Below are 16,140 nucleotides of genomic sequence, written 5' to 3' on the forward strand. Positions count from 1 at the left end.
ATCGGTTGAGAGATGGGGCGACCAAAGCGGCCACGTCGGCGTGCGTGCCTGATGCACCCGGAGTGAAGCTCAGCTGCCCAGCCCGGTGATGGCGAGGTTGCGGCTGATTCCGTCCAAGGGGCCGGGCAGCTCAGGTTCCCGGTGCTCCGGGATCCCGGAAGCCGGGACCGGGTAAGGGAGGGTCTCGGTGCGGCTGAGGTCCCACGCCATGGTTGCGCTGATGCTGATCCCCCGCGGTCCGGTCCGGCGGGTGTTGCCCCGGATCAGCAGAAGCCGGGTGCCGAACAGCAGCGGACCGGCCAGTTCCTGGGCCTCATGGAAGAACACGGAGTCCACGCAGCCGGTGCCGTCATCGATGCTGATGAAAACCACCCGGCGTCCTCCACGCATCGGTGGCGTCTGCGTGGCGACCCGGACCCCGGCCACCAGTACTTCGGTGCCGTTCCTTAGCCCCAGGAGCTTATCCGCCGTGGTGACTCCCAGCTTGTCGAGCAGGGGCCGGTGGCTTGCCATCAGGTGTTCGCTGACATCCACTGCCAGCAGGTCAAGTTCGGCCCTGACGTTCTCCATCATGCTTGGAGCAGGAAGTGACGGTTTCAGGTTCCGCAGTTCAACATCACCCAGGGGCAGCGACAGCTGGCCGTCGATGACCTCGATGCCTTTCTTGCCCGGGCGGTTCTGGAGGGCCTGGAGGTGGTGGACGAGGTCCGCCCGGTTGGCGGCTCCCCCGGATTCGCGGTGCAGGGTGTCGAAGGCTCCCAGCTGGGCAAGCCGCTTGATGCTGGGCCTGCTCAGCCTGGAGCGGGCACGCAGGTCGGCCAGCGAGTCGTAGGGCTGCCCTGCCACGATCCTTTTGAGTTCAGCCCCTGAGAGCCCGTAGATGCCGTTCAGGCTCAGCCGGATGCCCAGCTTGCCCCGGTCCGGTCCGGACGCGACCCGCTCCACGCGGTACTCAGCCTGGCTCCTGTTGATATCCAGGGGCAGGATGGGGATTCCCATCCGCCGCGCTTCGGCCACCAGGAGCCGTTTGGGGTACATCCCGGGATCGTGTTCCCACAGGCCGGCCAGGAACGCCTCCGGGTGGTGGGCCTTCAGCCAGGCAGACTGGTAGGTGGGCACGGCGAAGGCAGCCCCGTGTGCTTTGCAGAAGCCGAAGCTGCCAAAAGCCTTCAGGGTTCCCCACACCTTGTCCACCACGTCGGGGGCGTATTTCCTTTCCCGGGCTTCCTTGCGGAAGAACTTCTCCACTTGCGGCTCCAGGAGTTCGTTCCCCAGGGCGCGGCGGAACTCATCAGCCCTGGCCAGCCCGCAGCCGGTCATAACATCGAAGGTCTTCAGGATCTGTTCATGGAACACCGTCACGCCGTGGGTTTCCTGGAGCACGGGTTTGAGGTCCGGATGCGGATAGACCTCCGGCGCAAAACCGTGGCGGTGCTCCAGGAAGGGCCGCACCATGTCCGATTTCATGGGCCCCGGACGGAACAGCGAAATATCGATGATGAGGTCATTGAATTCACGCGGCGCCAACTTGCCGATCAGCTCCCGCTGCCCCGGGGATTCGATTTGGAAGCAGCCCAGGGTGTGAGTGCTCCGGATCAGCTCGTAGGTTGGTTCGTCGTCCAGGGGTACGGCGTTGAGGTCAATGTGCCCGTCAGCCGCTATGAAATCAGGCCCTGCGCCGTCCGGCCCGGTTGGATGCGCGCCGGCCGCCGCCACTTCCGCTTTGGACGGGTGCAGCCTGACCACTTCCCTGACGGCAAAGGCCATGGCACTTTGCATCCGGACCCCGAGGACATCCAGCTTCAGCATCCCCATCGGGTCCATGTCGTGCTTGTCGAACTGGCTCATGGGCAGGCCGAGGCCGCTGGGCTGGACGGGGGTCCGGTCAAGCAGGGTGGCGTCGCCAAGGATCACACCGCAGGGGTGCATGGAGATGTGCCTCGGCAGGCGGTCCAGCCTCTCGGTCAGGTCGACGAGCAGGTCCAGTTGCTGGTTTTCGGTGAAGTCGCGCTGCTCCACCCGGCCAGCGAACTCTTTCAGCTCGGGTTTCTCCACCAGGGCTTCACGGAAGTTCCGGGCAGAGAATCTCCATAGCTGCTTGGCGATTTCACCGATGTCGCCGTCATCCATGCCAAGCGCCATGCCGGCATCACGGACAGCACCGCGAGCGCGGTAGCCGTTTTGCATGCTCATGAGGGTGACGCGTTCCGCTCCGAAGCGGTCGAAGATCCGCCGGTAGACATTGTGCCGCTCGGCACTTTCGACGTCGATGTCGATGTCCGGAAGTGTTGCCCTGTCGCGGGAGAGGAACCGCTCGAAGATGAGGTCGTGCTGCAGGGGGTTCACCTGGCTGACATCGATGAGGTAGTTCACCAGGCTGGACGCGCCGGAGCCCCGGGCTGCAGCCCTGACCCCCATATCCAGGATCATCCGGGAAACCTCGGCCACGGTCAGGAAGTAGGAGGCGAACCCGAGGTTGGCGATGATCCGCAGTTCGTGGTCCAGCCGACCCCGCATTTCCGCCTCTGCCCGCCCTGATATCCCCGGAAACCGCCGGCCGATCCCCGCTTCGCAGCGCAGGGTCAGTTCAACCAGGGGATCGCCCTCGATGCCGATGACGGATGCTTCAGGAACCACCGGCTGCTTCCATCCCATATCCGTCACGGGATCCATCCGGCAGCGGTCCGCGAGCGCCTCGGTTTGGCCGAACAGCCGTGTTAGGTCAGTTGTGCCGTATCCCGCGGCATGGATGATTTCCCGACCGAGTTCGAGCATTTGGGCGGAAGTTTTCAGCCACCCCCGTCCGTTGGGCTGCAACAACGGCTCCGCCGTCAGTTCGGGCAGCGATTTCAAGGTGCGGGCTGAATCCAGCACGTCCGCCGTGGCCGCGCCGTCCTCCGCGCAGTACCGCACCGCGTTGGTCAGCACTGCCGGAACGCCGTACTCGGCGGCAAGCTTGAGCATGCGCACGGCATGGGCGGTGCTCAGCGGTTCTCCGGGTGCGCTGAGGTGTGACACCACTTCGGCTGCCACGGTTCCTTTCGGCATACCGTCCAGCCATTGTTTGAAGAGTGTGCGGGGGCGAAGGTACCGGCGCCCGCCCATTGCCCGGCCGACGTCTGAATCCGGCCCCACCAGCACGGTCAGCACAGGTTCGAGGGTTTCCGGGTGCAGTGCCCTGGCTGCGATTTCGGCGCGGGTCACCGCGACGGGCACCGCTCCCCCGGCTTTGCCGGAGGTACGGGCATGGGCATCCGAAATCAGCCGGCAAAGGGCGCGGTAGCCGGCACCGTTGTTGTGTCCATGGGCAAGTACGACGACGCGGCCCGCGAGCCGGGTGCGGAGGTCGCCGTCGTCGTCAAAGACCGCCAGGTCAACCCCGACGACGGGGTCCAGACCGGCCGCCATGCAGGCTTTGAGGTGTTTGACGGTGCCGTACAGTCCGTCCCTGTCGGTGCAGGCAAGAGCAGTTGCCCCGTCGGCGGCAGCCGCCTGGGCGAGCTCATCCGGCCAGGAGACACCATAGTGGGCGCTGAAGGCGGTGGAAACGTGAAGATGCGTGAAACTCATGCTGATTGCGGCCTCAGGGCATCGTGGATCTTCAGCAGCCTCCACCGCCCGCTGCCGATGTTCCGAGTCAGGTCCAGGGTGAGGGTTTCCCGGGGTTCCGGTACTGCTTTGGCATCGGCAGGCCGGACCTGGACGCGCCAGATCTCGTGATCCACCAGTCCCGGGCCGGTCCCCAGCGGTGCCCGGGTTTCCTCGACCCACCACTGCCGGCGTTCAAACCAGTGCACGGGCTCTGCGCAGACCGTGTAGTGCCGCCCTGCCCAGGTGAGTGAGGACGGCTGGCCGGCGGGCGTGCAGACGACGTCGACACCCTCGCTGAACAAGCCCATCGGCGCCTCCCGGAACTGCACTCCCCTTCCCGCAACAGGCGATCGCACCGCCGGGAAGTAGAAACCTGAAATGATTAGTTCGAATATATCTTCGAATAAATCAAGTCTACGCCGGAGCCCGGACAAAACCTACCCATACTCCCGGTCCGGCCCGGCTTCAGCGCTGCCAACGATAGGGGATGGGTGTTGACACACGGACAAACTCATGGCGTTCAAGGATGGGCCGTGAGTACTCGGTCGCTTCCGCGTTCTTGACCGACGCCGGACCGCCGAAAACTTCGGGAGTTGCACCTCGACGCTCAAAGCGCTGGCGTTGCCGATCATGATCGATTCCGGTTCATCAGGCTCAAATCCATTCGCCAGCAACGCCTCATGGAGCCCGGGCGCTTGCCCGGAGACGCGCGCCTGCGGATTGAAGCCACTCCGGCAACCCGCCAATATTCGAATGTATATTCGAACTTAGTGAGGCGGCGCTGATGCCACCACAAAACGTGGATCAGGGGTGGACGGACGGGAGCGCAGGGAGCAAGATGAAGCCATGAGCTCCCATAACGCACTCCTGAAGCACGTAGCCATCGCCGCCAAGGACTCCACCTTGGTGGCGACTTTTGATATAGACGGCAACATCCCCGGGTCGGGCGCCTACGTAGTGGGCCTCGTGGCGGCCACACCGGATCATTCCCATCAACGAAGAATGGGAATCGAGTTCATGAACGGCGAAGCTGTGTCCTTCTATTGCTTCAGCCACGACGGCACGGAAGAGAATTTCGACCTCAGCGGCGTGGAGCATTCAGGCAGCACCATCACCGGCAACTTTCCCATGAGTACCGTCCTGGGGCTGGAGAAGGGCCACCTGATGACCGCCTTCAGCGACGCTGACGGCAGGGAGTACCAGGCCAACGTCCCTGTGGAGGAAGCCCTCTGAACAAAGTGTTGCCGGCACAAAGTCCTGCCGGCAGCTAGTTGCTGGCGTTGTGCACTTTCATTTCAAGCTCAGTGAAAGCCGTGATCATTGCCCGGTAGGTCTTCTCCACGATGTCCGGGTCGATGTCCTTTTTCTCGGCGGCGGCACGGACGTGTTCAATGACCTTTTCCACCCGGCCGGGAGCCCGGACCTCCGCGTCGTCGCCTTTCAACGTGCCGGAAATCCTGATCAGGCGTTCACGGCGGGCAATCAGGGTGACAATCTGCTCATCAACTTCATCGACGGCCACGCGGACAGCTGCGAGCTGCTCCCTGTCGGCCTGGGCGTCTTTGTCGTGTCCGTGATTTGTGGGCATGTGCATGACAGTATCTAAGAATGCAGCCTCGAGTCGACTTCATTTCACTGGGCGTCCGCAGTGTTGATGCCTCCCGCGCCTTCTACATCAACGGCCTCGGCTGGCCGGTTCACCGGGAAGTCCCCGGCGAAGTGGTGTTCATCCAGGCAAACCATGGCCTTGTTCTGTCCCTCTGGGACGCCGGCCAGATGCAGGCCGAGGCCTCCGTGGACAGCCCTGCCGGGGTCCCCTGCATCACCCTGAGCCACAACGTGGGCAGCACGGCGGATGTGGACCGGGTCATGGCCGATGCCGAGGCTGCCGGTGCCACCGTGGTGGCTTCGCCGACAACCCAGCCCTGGGGCGGGTACACCGGATACTTCGCCGACCCGGACGGCTTCCGGTGGGAAATTGCCTTCAATCCCACATGGACCGTGGACCCCGCCGGCAACGTCACGGTCTGAAGGGCGGCTAGAACAGGCTTCCGACCGGCTGGATGAGTTCCGGCGAGTCATTTTTTACGTTTCCGACGGCGGTGCCAACCGCATCGATGGTCCAGCCTTCAGCGACGTCGTGCGCACCGGCCCGGACCAGATCCACCAGGCCGGCGGCATCGTCCGCCTGCGGATCCAGCCAAGCCTGCATCGTCTCGCGGTCCATGGGCAGCGGCACCCTGTCGTGCAGGGCGGTGAGTTCGGCCAGCACTCCCCCGGCGTAGCCGTCCGGCGGCGAGTCGGTGGTCATGATGGAAGTGGACAGCATCCAGCGCTGCGGATCCCCCTCGGGCTTGGACGGATCCTTCCACCATTCATACAAGCCGGCGAATACCAGCGGCCGGCCGTCCTTCGGGTGCACGTAGTAGGGCTGTTTGCCGCGCCCTTCACCCTTCCATTCGTAGTAGCCGTCTGCCGGGACCGCGCAGCGCCTGGACCGGGTCGCCTTGCGGAACGCCGGCTTCTCCAGGACGCTCTCGCTGCGCGCATTGATCATTTTCGAGCCGATGGAAGGGTCCTTGGCCCAGGACGGCACCAGCCCCCAGCGGGCCACGTGCAGTTGCCGGACCGGGCTGCCGTCCACCACCCGCTCGAGCAGGATGGGCACGTCAGCGGTCGGGGCAACGTTCCACGACGGCGGAACCACCAGCTCCTCTTCCAGTTCGGCGTCAAACTCTGCCAGCAGGTCCCCGACGGCCCTGGCCATCACGTAGCGTCCACACATGGCACCAGCATGCCACCGCCCGCAGGCGGTGTCACCCGGCGTAACCCGCGCATGGCAGCGGCGTCCGGGCGCCCGGGGAATACCGGCCGCCGGGTTACGGTTGAGGACAAAGACATCTGCTTTGATAACGACGAGCAATTACGAGCTTGAGGAGAACTCCGTGGATTTCACTCCCGAATCCGGCACCATCACCATGTTTTCGACCACCTGGTGCGGCTACTGCAACCGGCTGAAGAAGCAGCTGGACGCGCAGGGCATCGGCTACACCGAGATCAACATCGAAGAAGTCGAAGGCACGGCCGACCTCGTGGAACAGCTCAACGGAGGCAACCGCACCGTCCCCACCGTCCTCTTCCCGGACGGTACCGCCGCCACCAACCCGTCGGCCGCCGAAGTGAAGAGCCGGCTCGCGGCCTAGGCGTTTCGTTTATGGCAGAAGGCCGGGCACCTGGTGCCCGGCCTTCTGTATGCCCCGCCCATGTCGGGGCGGCCCGGCCCCGGAAGACCGGCCCCGGGAGCTAGCCCCGCAGGCTGGTGAAGTCAGCTTGCTCCAGCTGCGCATAGCCGGCGTAGGTGTTGATGACGGCGGCCTCGATGGCCGCGACGTCGAGTCCGGGGACGAGGTCGTCCACCGCGCCGGCAGTTGCCGGGTCCCAGTCGAGCCCCAGGGCGGCGTAGCTCGCTTCCAGGACTTTCCGGATGGGTGCCGAATTTTCCACCACGATGACCGAGCTGAACAGCCAGCCGCCGGACACCACCCGCTGGGCCGTGCCGATCAGTTTCACCCTGTGCTGCGGATCTGCCGGGTCCAGGCCGTGGACACTGAACTCCCCCGGGCAATACTCACCCGGGATTTCGCCGACGGCGGCGTGGACCCCTGCGCTTCGGAGCGCGTCCGCCAGCAGGCCGCCGAAGTAGGCGAAGCGCCCCTTGGCTCCCGCAATGGCATCGGCATGCGGTTCCACATGATCCACGATCAGCGTTCCCTGGTGGTAGGCCGCGGCCCGGCCGCCGGCCTTCCGTACGAGCGGTTCAAAACCGAGGTCCCGGCAGGCCCTGGCAGCAGCCTCAAACCCCGGAAGGTGCGCGTCGCGCTGGCCGAAGGCGACGGTGGGAGCCGGGCGGTAGAGCCTGAGCGTCGGCCCGATCCGCCCGGTCCTGGCCATGCCCAACAGTTCAATGCCGAATTCCAGGTCCCGGGCCGCCCCCAGCGACTCCTCCTGCCGGACAATGGTCAGCGTGGCTGGTGCGCCGGCCGCGTGCTGCATCTTGCTAAGCTCCCTTATGGTCATTCTGCAATTCCTGGTCGTCGCCGCTGCGTTTGCCGTCATTGACGCCATCTGGCTCAAGACGATGAACCCCTTTTACCGCGGACAGATTGGTGAGCTGCTGGCCGACAAGCCCAATCTAGGGTACGCGGTGGTGTTCTACGTGATCTACATTGCCGGCATTGTCTTCTTCGCCCTGCGCCCCGCGCTCGACGGCGGCAGCTGGCTCAGCGCCGTGGGCTACGGTGCCGCCCTGGGCGCCTTCGCCTATGCCACCTACGACCTCACCAACGCCGCGACGCTGAAGACGTGGCCCTTGCAGCTGATTATCGTGGACATTCTGTGGGGCGCAGCGCTGACGGGCCTGGCCACGCTGGCCGGCTGGCTGGTGTTCCACAAGAATTAAGCGCAGCAGGACCAGCACACGAACAACAAAGCAACAATAAAGGGCTTTCCGCGGGCGGCTACGTCTTACGGAGGGTCAGGATCTGTTCTGCCCGGCCGAACGGCCCGGCGAGGTCGTGGAGCACTGTTGACGTCAGCCCGATGCCGTCCGCACCGAAGGAGACGGCGTTGTCCAGGCCAAGCCAGTCGCCGGCGGGTTTCCGGTACATGTGGATCTGCAGGTCAAGGTTGGGGAAGGCGAAGCTGTCCTTGCCCGGAGGTACGCGCGCCGCGATTCCGTTGGCCGTGTCCACCAGGCCCATCAGCCGCGCCAGGTCACCGCTGTCCGCCTTGTCAGTGAGCGGATGCCCGGTACGGAGCCACACCGTTCCGGAGCCCGGCCGGTGTCCGTCCGCTACGCGCATTTCCAGGGAACGGATGTAGCCTCCGGGCCAGACGCTGGCGCCGTCGTACGGAGAGCAGTCTTCCGGGCCGGGAATGCGTCCATCTTCCACAGCGGCGACTGCCGAAGTGTCGGAGGTGATCATCCGCCATGCGGTGGCACGGATGGCCACCCGCCCTGCAGCGACGAGTTCGGCCTGCAGCAGCTCAATGGTGCGGCCGGGCCGGAGCGTGGAGGTGACGACCTCGAAGTCGCCGCCCGGGATCAGCCCCAGGATCTCGTAGCTCAGGCGCGCCATGCGGACGTCGTCCCGCGGCGCATGCCGCTCCAGGCAGTCCGCCATGATTCCCGAGGCCGGCGCCATGTGCTGTTCGTGCTCGTTCCAGGCACCCTGGGCGTGAATCGTGGAACGGAACCGTCCGCCGCCCAGTGACTCGTAATAGAACCCGCCCTCGGCAAGTTCCGGAAGTGCAGCAGTCAACGTCGACCCTTTCGCATGGCTGGTGATGATCCCAGAACACACTATCGCCTGCCGGCCCACGGCTGCCCATATCCTCACAGCTCCCGCATATCAGGGCCTCATGGCCGGCATAAGTCCGAAGCCTGGAAATAATGGCATGACTCCTCTCAAGAACAAACAGCACAAGGGCAGCCGCGTACGGCGCGCCGTCGTGGCCGGGGCCGTTGCCCTCACGCTGTCGGCCGGCGGAGCCACTGCCTGGGCGCTGACCCGACCGCGACGGATCAGGGCACGGGACGACGGCAGTGCCGCGTCGGCCGCCCTGAGCCTTGCCAGCTTTCTCGGGCGTTTTCTGTGCTGTCTTTCTGTGCGCAGCACCCCGCACGGACTAGACTCAGGAGTCGGTTCTCCTAACTACGCTCGGAAGAGGTAATCCCCTGATACGAGTCATCAGCTACAACCTTCGCAAGCACGCGGCACGCGGCGAACTGCTGGATCTGGCCCGCGACTTCGGGATAGATGCCTTGTGCCTGCAGGAATGCGACACCACGGATTTGCCGGACACACTCGGGCCGCTGCATCTGGCCGACTCAACCAAGGGCAACAGGCTGGGGCTCGCCATCTATTACCGGATGGACCGCTTCACGGCCTTCGACACCAACACTTTCGCGTTAAAGAAGTCTTTGCACGACCGAGTCCTGGCCCCCGCGCACGAGCGCCTGATCGGCACCCGGGTGGTGGACAACGAAACAGACCACGAGCTGGTGATCGCTTCCTTCCACGCGGCGCCCCTGACGGCCTCCAATTCGCTGCGACGCAAACAGATCAAGGCGGCACACGCGGAGCTCCTCGGGATGGGCAGCGGGCTGATGACGCTCATGGTGGGTGATTTCAACTACCCGTTCTTCACCAAGAACCTCACCGAACACATGAAGAATTCGGGCTACGAACTCTCCCTCAGCGACCGGAGGACCTACACGAGGTACAAGGTCTTCAAGGGGCATTTCGACTTTGCCACATCCCTCGGCCTGGACATCGAGAGCGTGGAGACCTTGCCGCGAGGTGCCTCGGACCACCTTCCCATCCTGGTATCCGCTGAATACGGCCAGGATTACGGCCCCATCCAGGGAACACCGCAGCCCTGACGCCACCCACCAGCCCGGGAGGCCCCCAGTGCGCCGCGATTGGATCCTGAAAGCCGTTCCCGGCATCCAGCTGGCACGGACGTACCAGCGGTCCTGGCTCAAGGCCGATCTCGCCGCCGGAGCAGCCCTCAGTGCCGTGTTGATTCCCGCTGGCATGGCCTATGCGGAAGCCGCCGGCCTGCCGGCGGTCACCGGCCTGTACGCGTCCGTGGTTCCGATGCTGTTTTACGCAATATTCGGCCCTGCCCGGATCATTATCGTGGGGCCGGATTCGTCACTGGCTCCCATGATCGCTGCCGCAGTGCTCCCGCTGGCGGGACGGGATCCGGCCCACGCCGTGGCGCTCGCAGGCGTCCTGGCAATCCTGATCGGAATCTTCCTGGTTGCCGGCCGGATGTTCAGGCTGGGTTTCGTCACCGGACTGCTGTCCAAGCCGATCCGGGTGGGCTACCTCAATGGCATCGCACTGGCCATCATGGTCAGCCAATTGCCCAGGCTGCTCGGGATCACCGTCTCGGGAGACTCGCTGCCGGCGCGGGCCACTGAGACAGCCGAAGCCGTACTGCGGGGAGGCACCAATCCTCTGGCGTTGTTGTTTGGCGCTGGCACGGTGGCCATCATCGTCGCCGGCCGGCTCCTTCCAGGAAAGGTGCCCGGCGTGCTGCTGGCCGTGGCAGCCTCCATCGCAGCGGCCGCCGCCCTGGACCTCACGGACGACATTTCCATGGTCGGAGCACTCCCGCCGGGCCTTCCGGCACCGGCCCTTGGCGGCATCACCCTGCATGACGTCGCCGGGCTCATAGGGCCAGCGGCGGGTATTGCACTGATCGCCTTTGCCGATACCTCCGCTTTGTCCAAAAGCCTGGCAGGACGACGCGGTATCCACACGAGCGGCAACCAGGAAATGGGGGCGCTGGGCATCGCCAACGTGGCCAGCGGCATGCTGGGCGGCTTCCCGGTGTGCGGCAGTTCGTCCCGGACTCCCATTGCACTCGATGCCGGGGCGCGCACCCCGTTCAGCGGCATCGTGGCCGCGGCGCTGGTGGTCGTCTTTATGGTGGCTGCACCCGGGGTGACAGCCTTCCTCCCCACCACCACACTGGCCGCCGTCGTTATGGTTGCGGCGGCCTCGCTGGTGGATATCAAAACCCTGCTCCGGCTGCTCCGGATGAGCCGGATGGAAACGGCCCTCCTTATCACCACGTTCCTGGGGGTCGCCTTCGTGGGTGTGCTGCAGGGCATCGTCATAGCCGTTGCGCTGTCGCTCATCGCATTTGTCCGGCGGGCGTGGGATCCGTACCGCACCGAGCTGGCAAGCCTGGCGGACGTCCCGGGCTATCACGACCTCAGCCGGCACCCGGAGGGCCAGCGCGTCCCGGGCCTGGTAATCGCCCGCTTCGACGCGCCGCTCTTCTTTGCCAACGGGGCAGTGTTCGCGGAGCACATCCGCAATCTCGTGGCCAAAGCCCCGGGGCCGGTGAACTGGGTCATTGTGGCTGCCGAGGCCATTACGGACCTGGACACCACAGCTTTGGACGACCTCGTGGAACTCGACGACGAACTGGCAGGCCGGGGAATCAGCCTGGTCTTTGCCGAATTAAAGGGACCGGTCAAGGACCGTCTGCTCAGGTTCGGCGTGAGCAGCCGGTTCGGTCCGGACCACTTCTTCCCCACGGTCAACAACGCAGTGCGCACCTACAAGCGGACGTTCGGGATCTAGCCGCTGTTGTTCTCCGGCTCAGTCGGAACCCAGCGGAATCACCTCGATGCGGGATCCCGGGCCCGTGACCACCAATACGCGATCCGCTGCTACGCCCTCCAGCGCCTGGGCCAGCCGTTCGGGCAGGTCGCCCGGGGTCGCCTCCGCAGCGCCGGAGGTCCCGGCGTCGGGGGTCAGGGCTTCCGAGGTCCCGGCGTCGGGGGTCCGGGCTTCGGCCTTCCGGGCTTCGGCCTTCCGCCACACGACGACGCTCGCGCCGGTAACCTCTGCCGCGGCGCGCACCAGTGGCTCCGGGTCACCCGAGGCCACCAGGATCACTTTCCGCACCGTGCGCTTCCGGGGCGCGGCGGCGGCTGTGAGGGAACGGTCATGCCGCCACACCGCGAAGTGGTATCCGGCGGCGAGTCCCGTGGCCACGAGCAGTCCCAGGGGCGCCCGGATGCGGTCCACCAGGCTTCCGCCGCTGACGTCGTCGAGCAGGAATTCGAAGACGCGGTATCCGATGACCAAGAGCGTGATGACAGCGACCACCGCGCTCAGGCCGAATACTGCAATCAGGTACACGCGCCGGCCACGGCGGCCAAGTTCGGTCGGCTCCGGCGGAACCCATGGCTTCCAGGTAAGCCACCACAGCGGCCCGCCAACGGCCAGGGCACTGATGCCGCCCAGCAGGAGCGTACGAATGCCGTCGCCGGCCAGCGGCGTGGCCGCGATGCTGAGGACGGAGTTGACCACAATGCCGATTCCGGAGGCCGCCGCCACCAGGCCGACCCCGGATGTCACAAGCTTTGCCGACTGCCGGGTGGTTTCGGACCGTCCCGTGGAGACGATCCGGTGGTAGGCCCAGACGAGGGAACCCACTGCGCCTGCCGCAATTGCCGCGCCGAGGGGTTCCAGGATTTCGCTCACCGGGTCGGTGCGGTCAAAAGCAAGCCGGAGCAGGACGAGCAGGGCGGTTCCGCTGCCGCCGACGGTCAGGAGGACAGTCCCGAGGATTCCGACCACCACCAGTGCCACGTCGGCGAAATCCGTCTTGAGCCGGCGTCCGCCGTCGTGGATCCAGTGCCACCACCAGATGGCGGCGCCACCGGCGCCCCAGGCCAGCGACTGCAGAACGAACCTCCACCACGGATTTCCGATGGACGCCGACGCGGTAAAGCCCTGGATGGCGGTGTCCAGGAGATTCGCGAGCGCAGTGACGGTGCCGCCCACACCGATGATGAGCCCGAATACTGCCCCAACAACGGTGGGGACGTCCGGAATCAGCGACGGGCTCTTGCGCGGATGGTGCCACATCCAGCGGTGCCATGCCAGCACTCCTGCCCACACCAGTCCATTGGACAGCGCCAGCTGCCAGCCCAGCCGTTCGCCTCCGATCAGGGCTGCCAGTGCGCTGAGTAGCCCCGTGGCCGATGTGATGAGCGAGACCGCATACATGCCGGTCAGGTACAGCCCCCAGCCCGCGGACGACCGCTCAACCGCGTCGTCGAGCCGCCGCCACACGAACCACCAGAGCACCGCAGCCATGGGGCCGCCGATCAGCGTGAACGCAAGCGAACGGGCGAGGCCTGCAACATCGCCGGCGACCAGCACCGTGCCTGCGCCCAGGACCCTGCCCAGCAGGCCGCTCAGGCCGATGGCCGTCACCACGACCAGCGCGAAGAGCAGCGTATACACAATGAGTCGTCGGACCGCCGGCTGGGCGGACCCGGCCGCGGGTGCAGGCACTGTCCGGGCGGCGGTCATTGCTTCACCGTCCTGTTCGTGCAGATCCTGAGCTGCCACGGGGCTGAATCGATCAGCCATTTTCCGTCCGTCTTGACGAGATCGAACACATCCTCCATTTCGTATTCCGAGTTACCGAAGGGTCCGCCCCCGTTCGACACCACAATCAGCACCCGTACGTCGGCGGACGAGGCGCGCTCCGTGGTGGACACGAGTGTGACCCGAAGGTTGTCCGTGGCAGCCCGCTCAAAGTCCACGCACTGCGTCCGCGCGGATTCCGTGAGGTAGGCGGAAGCGGCGGACTCATCGCCGTCGATGACAGCGGCGGAGTAGCGCTGCACCACTCCCTGGGGCGTGGATTCGTCCAGCAGGGCCGGTTCGCCCCGCGAGAAGACCACGGCCAGGGCAGCCACCGCCAGGACGGCAATAACTGCCAGGATGATCACGAGTATCCTGTTCGGTCTTCCCGCCGCTGCTTCCATGTGGTCAGTATGTCGCACTGCCCGGACCCTAGCTACGGTACTTTAGGCCCTATCAGCGGTGGCGGGCATCCACGAGGCTGGAGACAATCGTTGCCCCATGGGAAAAGGAATCATGCGCCGAGCACCGGCTGTCGTGTTGCTTATACTGCTCGGACTGCTCTGCGGTTCAGCCGCCGCCCTGGCGGATCCGCCGGTGGGGATCGTGGTGGAGGACGGCGCCGGAGTACTGGACCGCACCCGGCTGGTCTCCGCGGTGGAAGCCATTGACTTCTACGAACCTACCCGGGTTGCCGTTTTCACGTACAGGGGCTCGGCGGATGCCAACCTCAATGAAGAAGTCCTTCGCTTCGCCCGGGCCGAACATCCGGAATGGATCAGCGGGGACGGCCAGAAATGGGCGGACGGTCTCTTCATCTTCGCGGTGGACCCGGTGGGACGGCACGTGGGCACCTACATGGGTGAGGACCGCAAGGTGTCCCTGGAGCAGCGCGAGGACATCCAGAACGCCTCCAAGGACTTGCTTCGGGATGCCCAGTGGACCGACGGAACCATCGCCGGCATCCGTCGGGGAGCGGAACTGATCAACCAGCCCTGGTACCGGTCCACGGCATTCTTGGTCACGGCATGGAGTTCCCTGGCCGCAGCCGTCCTCGGGGCCGCCACCTGGCTGATTGTGCGCTGGCGGACCAGGGCGGACAGCCGCAGGGAGCTTGCACGCGGGGACACCAGCTATGCCAACGTCAGCATGGATCTGCAGGTCACGGAGCTCAACGCCGGCACTATCCCGGAGTCCTCACGGTACGGCAGCACTGTCCTGGAGAAGCACCGCAGCTTCCTGGCCAAGTACAACGCCGCCACCCAGCTGGCCAACCAGGCGCACGCACTGACGCCACGGGCGCTGAGCCGGCGCCCGAACCTGAAGCTGGTCCGGAATTACGCCGACGCATCGGCTGAACTGGATGCCCTGGATGACGTCATCGCCGACACCAACGCCCTGCTAAACCGGGGGTCAGCATGGGCATCCGCGTGGGACCGGCAACTGGCGCCCTTCCGCAGTGACCTGGCTGCCCTCGAACAGATGCTCAGCAAACGGCACGCCGCGGGCGACTCGGCGACGGCTGCGGCACTCCGATCATTCCGCGACCAGAGCCACCGGGAGATCGAGCGGTGGTCGGCTGAACTCGCCGACGGCACCATATCCCCTGAAACGGCACTGGACCGGCTGCGGGATGCGCGGACGCACCTGACCGAGCTGCTGAAGAACCACGCCGACACGGTAATCCAAGGCTTCGCCAAGACCGAGCGGGAAGCCAAACTGATGCGCGAGGAGATGGAAAGCGCGCAGGCCGGCACCAAGGTCAAGCACGGCCGCACCTACGAGCCCAGCATCCTTGGCACGGTCTATCCGTCGTACTACTTTTTCTCGGTCCCGGCCTTCAACACGGGATTCAGCACCGGGGTGGGCAGCGTCAGCACGGCCCGCGGCGGTGGCAGCACAACCGGCTACGGCGGCAGCGGCGGCAGTTTTTCCGGGTCCGGGAGTTCCTCCAGTTTCTAGGCCCGCTTCCGGATACGGAACTGGCGGCCGGCGGGCAGATGAGACCTGCCGCCGGGTCTCGACAAGGATCCCTGATCGGAGGAAGCTGGGCATCGTAAAGCGATCACTCCATTGGTTCGCCGCGTCGATTAGGACCTGGCAGACCGACTCCGCTGTCCGGTCGCGATTGCGGGCGCGGACAGCCCTATCCGCAACTCCCGATTGATGGAGAGAGCCATGACCACGAACGTTGTCGCTCAACTCGCAGTAAAGTCGCACAATTCACCGGACGAAAAGCGCCGCCCCGACAAGACGGAAGTGGATCTTGTAACCGTCGACGCCTACACCATCGGAAGATTCACCTTCCAACCGGGCTGGCGATGGTCCGACTGCATCAAGCCCGTAGCCAAGACAGATTCATGCCAGCTCAGCCACGTTGGCTTTTGCGTTTCCGGCAGACTCACGGTCCAGACCTCTGAAGGCAACCAGATCAACATCGCCGCTGATGACTCCTACACCATCCCGCCAGGGCATGACGCATGGGTCGAAGGAGACGAACCCTTCACGGGTGTCGAGTTCGTCAGCGCCGCCGTGTTCGCCAAGGCCCCGGAATAGCAGACCGGCTGCGGCGGGGCGCCCG

At 65.3% G+C, this 16,140-nt stretch carries 16 protein-coding genes; 8 read left to right on the top strand and 8 right to left on the bottom strand.

All coding sequences use genetic code 11. From position 1 onward, the window contains the following. Nucleotides 1-69: 69 nt before the first annotated feature. Entirely contained in the window at nucleotides 70-3,570 is a 3,501-nt protein-coding gene (locus TV39_RS11915) for a DNA polymerase III subunit alpha (protein ID WP_043481922.1), read from the bottom strand. Next, nucleotides 3,567-3,899, bottom strand: coding sequence for a DUF6504 family protein (locus TV39_RS11920; protein ID WP_043482230.1), 333 nt, complete (start codon nucleotides 3,897-3,899; stop codon nucleotides 3,567-3,569). Before TV39_RS11920 ends, TV39_RS11915 begins: the two co-directional genes overlap by 4 nt. Nucleotides 3,900-4,437: 538 nt before the next feature. On the opposite strand from TV39_RS11920, the gene TV39_RS11925 reads away from it, so the two are divergent. Next, a complete protein-coding gene (locus TV39_RS11925) occupies nucleotides 4,438-4,824 on the top strand; it encodes a hypothetical protein (protein ID WP_043481924.1) in 387 nt (128 codons plus the stop codon). A 34-nt stretch (nucleotides 4,825-4,858) separates the two neighbouring features. Here the strand turns inward: TV39_RS11925 and TV39_RS11930 are convergent, their stop codons facing one another. Continuing rightward, nucleotides 4,859-5,185 (bottom strand): chorismate mutase, encoded by a 327-nt coding sequence (locus tag TV39_RS11930; RefSeq protein ID WP_011692165.1) that lies wholly within the window; start codon nucleotides 5,183-5,185, stop codon nucleotides 4,859-4,861. A gap of 14 nt (nucleotides 5,186-5,199) precedes the next feature. Between TV39_RS11930 and TV39_RS11935 the strand changes: the two genes are divergently transcribed. After that, nucleotides 5,200-5,622 carry a VOC family protein gene (locus TV39_RS11935; protein WP_043481926.1) on the top strand — a complete coding sequence of 141 codons (423 nt, stop codon included), beginning with the start codon at nucleotides 5,200-5,202 and terminating at the stop codon, nucleotides 5,620-5,622. A gap of 7 nt (nucleotides 5,623-5,629) precedes the next feature. Here the strand turns inward: TV39_RS11935 and TV39_RS11940 are convergent, their stop codons facing one another. Next, nucleotides 5,630-6,358, bottom strand: a complete 729-nt coding sequence (locus TV39_RS11940; protein WP_043481927.1) for an SOS response-associated peptidase — start codon at nucleotides 6,356-6,358, stop codon at nucleotides 5,630-5,632. A gap of 178 nt (nucleotides 6,359-6,536) precedes the next feature. Here TV39_RS11940 and TV39_RS11945 point away from each other — a divergent pair, with 178 nt between their 5' ends. Next, nucleotides 6,537-6,794 carry a mycoredoxin gene (locus tag TV39_RS11945; protein WP_011692168.1) on the top strand — a complete coding sequence of 86 codons (258 nt, stop codon included), beginning with the start codon at nucleotides 6,537-6,539 and terminating at the stop codon, nucleotides 6,792-6,794. Between the two features lie 100 nt (nucleotides 6,795-6,894). On the opposite strand, the gene TV39_RS11950 is transcribed toward TV39_RS11945, so the two are convergent. Beyond that, on the bottom strand, nucleotides 6,895-7,644 hold the full coding sequence (locus tag TV39_RS11950; protein ID WP_043481929.1) for a lipoate--protein ligase family protein: 750 nt from the start codon (nucleotides 7,642-7,644) through the stop codon (nucleotides 6,895-6,897). Nucleotides 7,645-7,660: 16 nt separating this feature from the next. On the opposite strand from TV39_RS11950, the gene TV39_RS11955 reads away from it, so the two are divergent. After that, nucleotides 7,661-8,050 (top strand): DUF2177 family protein, encoded by a 390-nt coding sequence (locus TV39_RS11955; RefSeq protein WP_043481932.1) that lies wholly within the window; start codon nucleotides 7,661-7,663, stop codon nucleotides 8,048-8,050. 58 nt (nucleotides 8,051-8,108) lie between these two features. On the opposite strand, the gene TV39_RS11960 is transcribed toward TV39_RS11955, so the two are convergent. After that, nucleotides 8,109-8,912, bottom strand: coding sequence for a thioesterase family protein (locus TV39_RS11960; protein WP_043481934.1), 804 nt, complete (start codon nucleotides 8,910-8,912; stop codon nucleotides 8,109-8,111). A 419-nt stretch (nucleotides 8,913-9,331) separates the two neighbouring features. On the opposite strand from TV39_RS11960, the gene TV39_RS11965 reads away from it, so the two are divergent. Both TV39_RS11965 and TV39_RS11970 read left to right on the top strand, forming a co-directional pair. Beyond that, a complete protein-coding gene (locus TV39_RS11965; RefSeq protein ID WP_043429816.1) occupies nucleotides 9,332-10,036 on the top strand; it encodes an endonuclease/exonuclease/phosphatase family protein in 705 nt (234 codons plus the stop codon). Between the two features lie 28 nt (nucleotides 10,037-10,064). After that, complete coding sequence (locus TV39_RS11970) at nucleotides 10,065-11,756, top strand: SulP family inorganic anion transporter (protein WP_043481935.1); 1,692 nt, start codon at nucleotides 10,065-10,067, stop codon at nucleotides 11,754-11,756. An 18-nt stretch (nucleotides 11,757-11,774) separates the two neighbouring features. Here TV39_RS11970 and TV39_RS11975 read toward each other — a convergent pair whose 3' ends face one another. Both TV39_RS11975 and TV39_RS11980 read right to left on the bottom strand, forming a co-directional pair. Further along, nucleotides 11,775-13,541, bottom strand: coding sequence for a DUF5671 domain-containing protein (locus TV39_RS11975; protein WP_326942598.1), 1,767 nt, complete (start codon nucleotides 13,539-13,541; stop codon nucleotides 11,775-11,777). Then, the gene (locus TV39_RS11980; protein ID WP_043481940.1) at nucleotides 13,499-13,963 is read right to left on the bottom strand and encodes a hypothetical protein; all 465 of its coding nucleotides are present in this window, start codon (nucleotides 13,961-13,963) and stop codon (nucleotides 13,499-13,501) included. Before TV39_RS11980 ends, TV39_RS11975 begins: the two co-directional genes overlap by 43 nt. A gap of 112 nt (nucleotides 13,964-14,075) precedes the next feature. Between TV39_RS11980 and TV39_RS11985 the strand changes: the two genes are divergently transcribed. After that, complete coding sequence (locus TV39_RS11985) at nucleotides 14,076-15,521, top strand: DUF5129 domain-containing protein (RefSeq protein ID WP_043481941.1); 1,446 nt, start codon at nucleotides 14,076-14,078, stop codon at nucleotides 15,519-15,521. Between the two features lie 216 nt (nucleotides 15,522-15,737). Continuing rightward, nucleotides 15,738-16,115 (top strand): cupin domain-containing protein, encoded by a 378-nt coding sequence (locus tag TV39_RS11990; RefSeq protein WP_043481943.1) that lies wholly within the window; start codon nucleotides 15,738-15,740, stop codon nucleotides 16,113-16,115. Nucleotides 16,116-16,140: the final 25 nt, after the last annotated feature.

This window comes from Arthrobacter sp. SPG23 (assembly GCF_000876655.1).
In the GTDB taxonomy this organism is placed as follows: domain Bacteria; phylum Actinomycetota; class Actinomycetes; order Actinomycetales; family Micrococcaceae; genus Arthrobacter.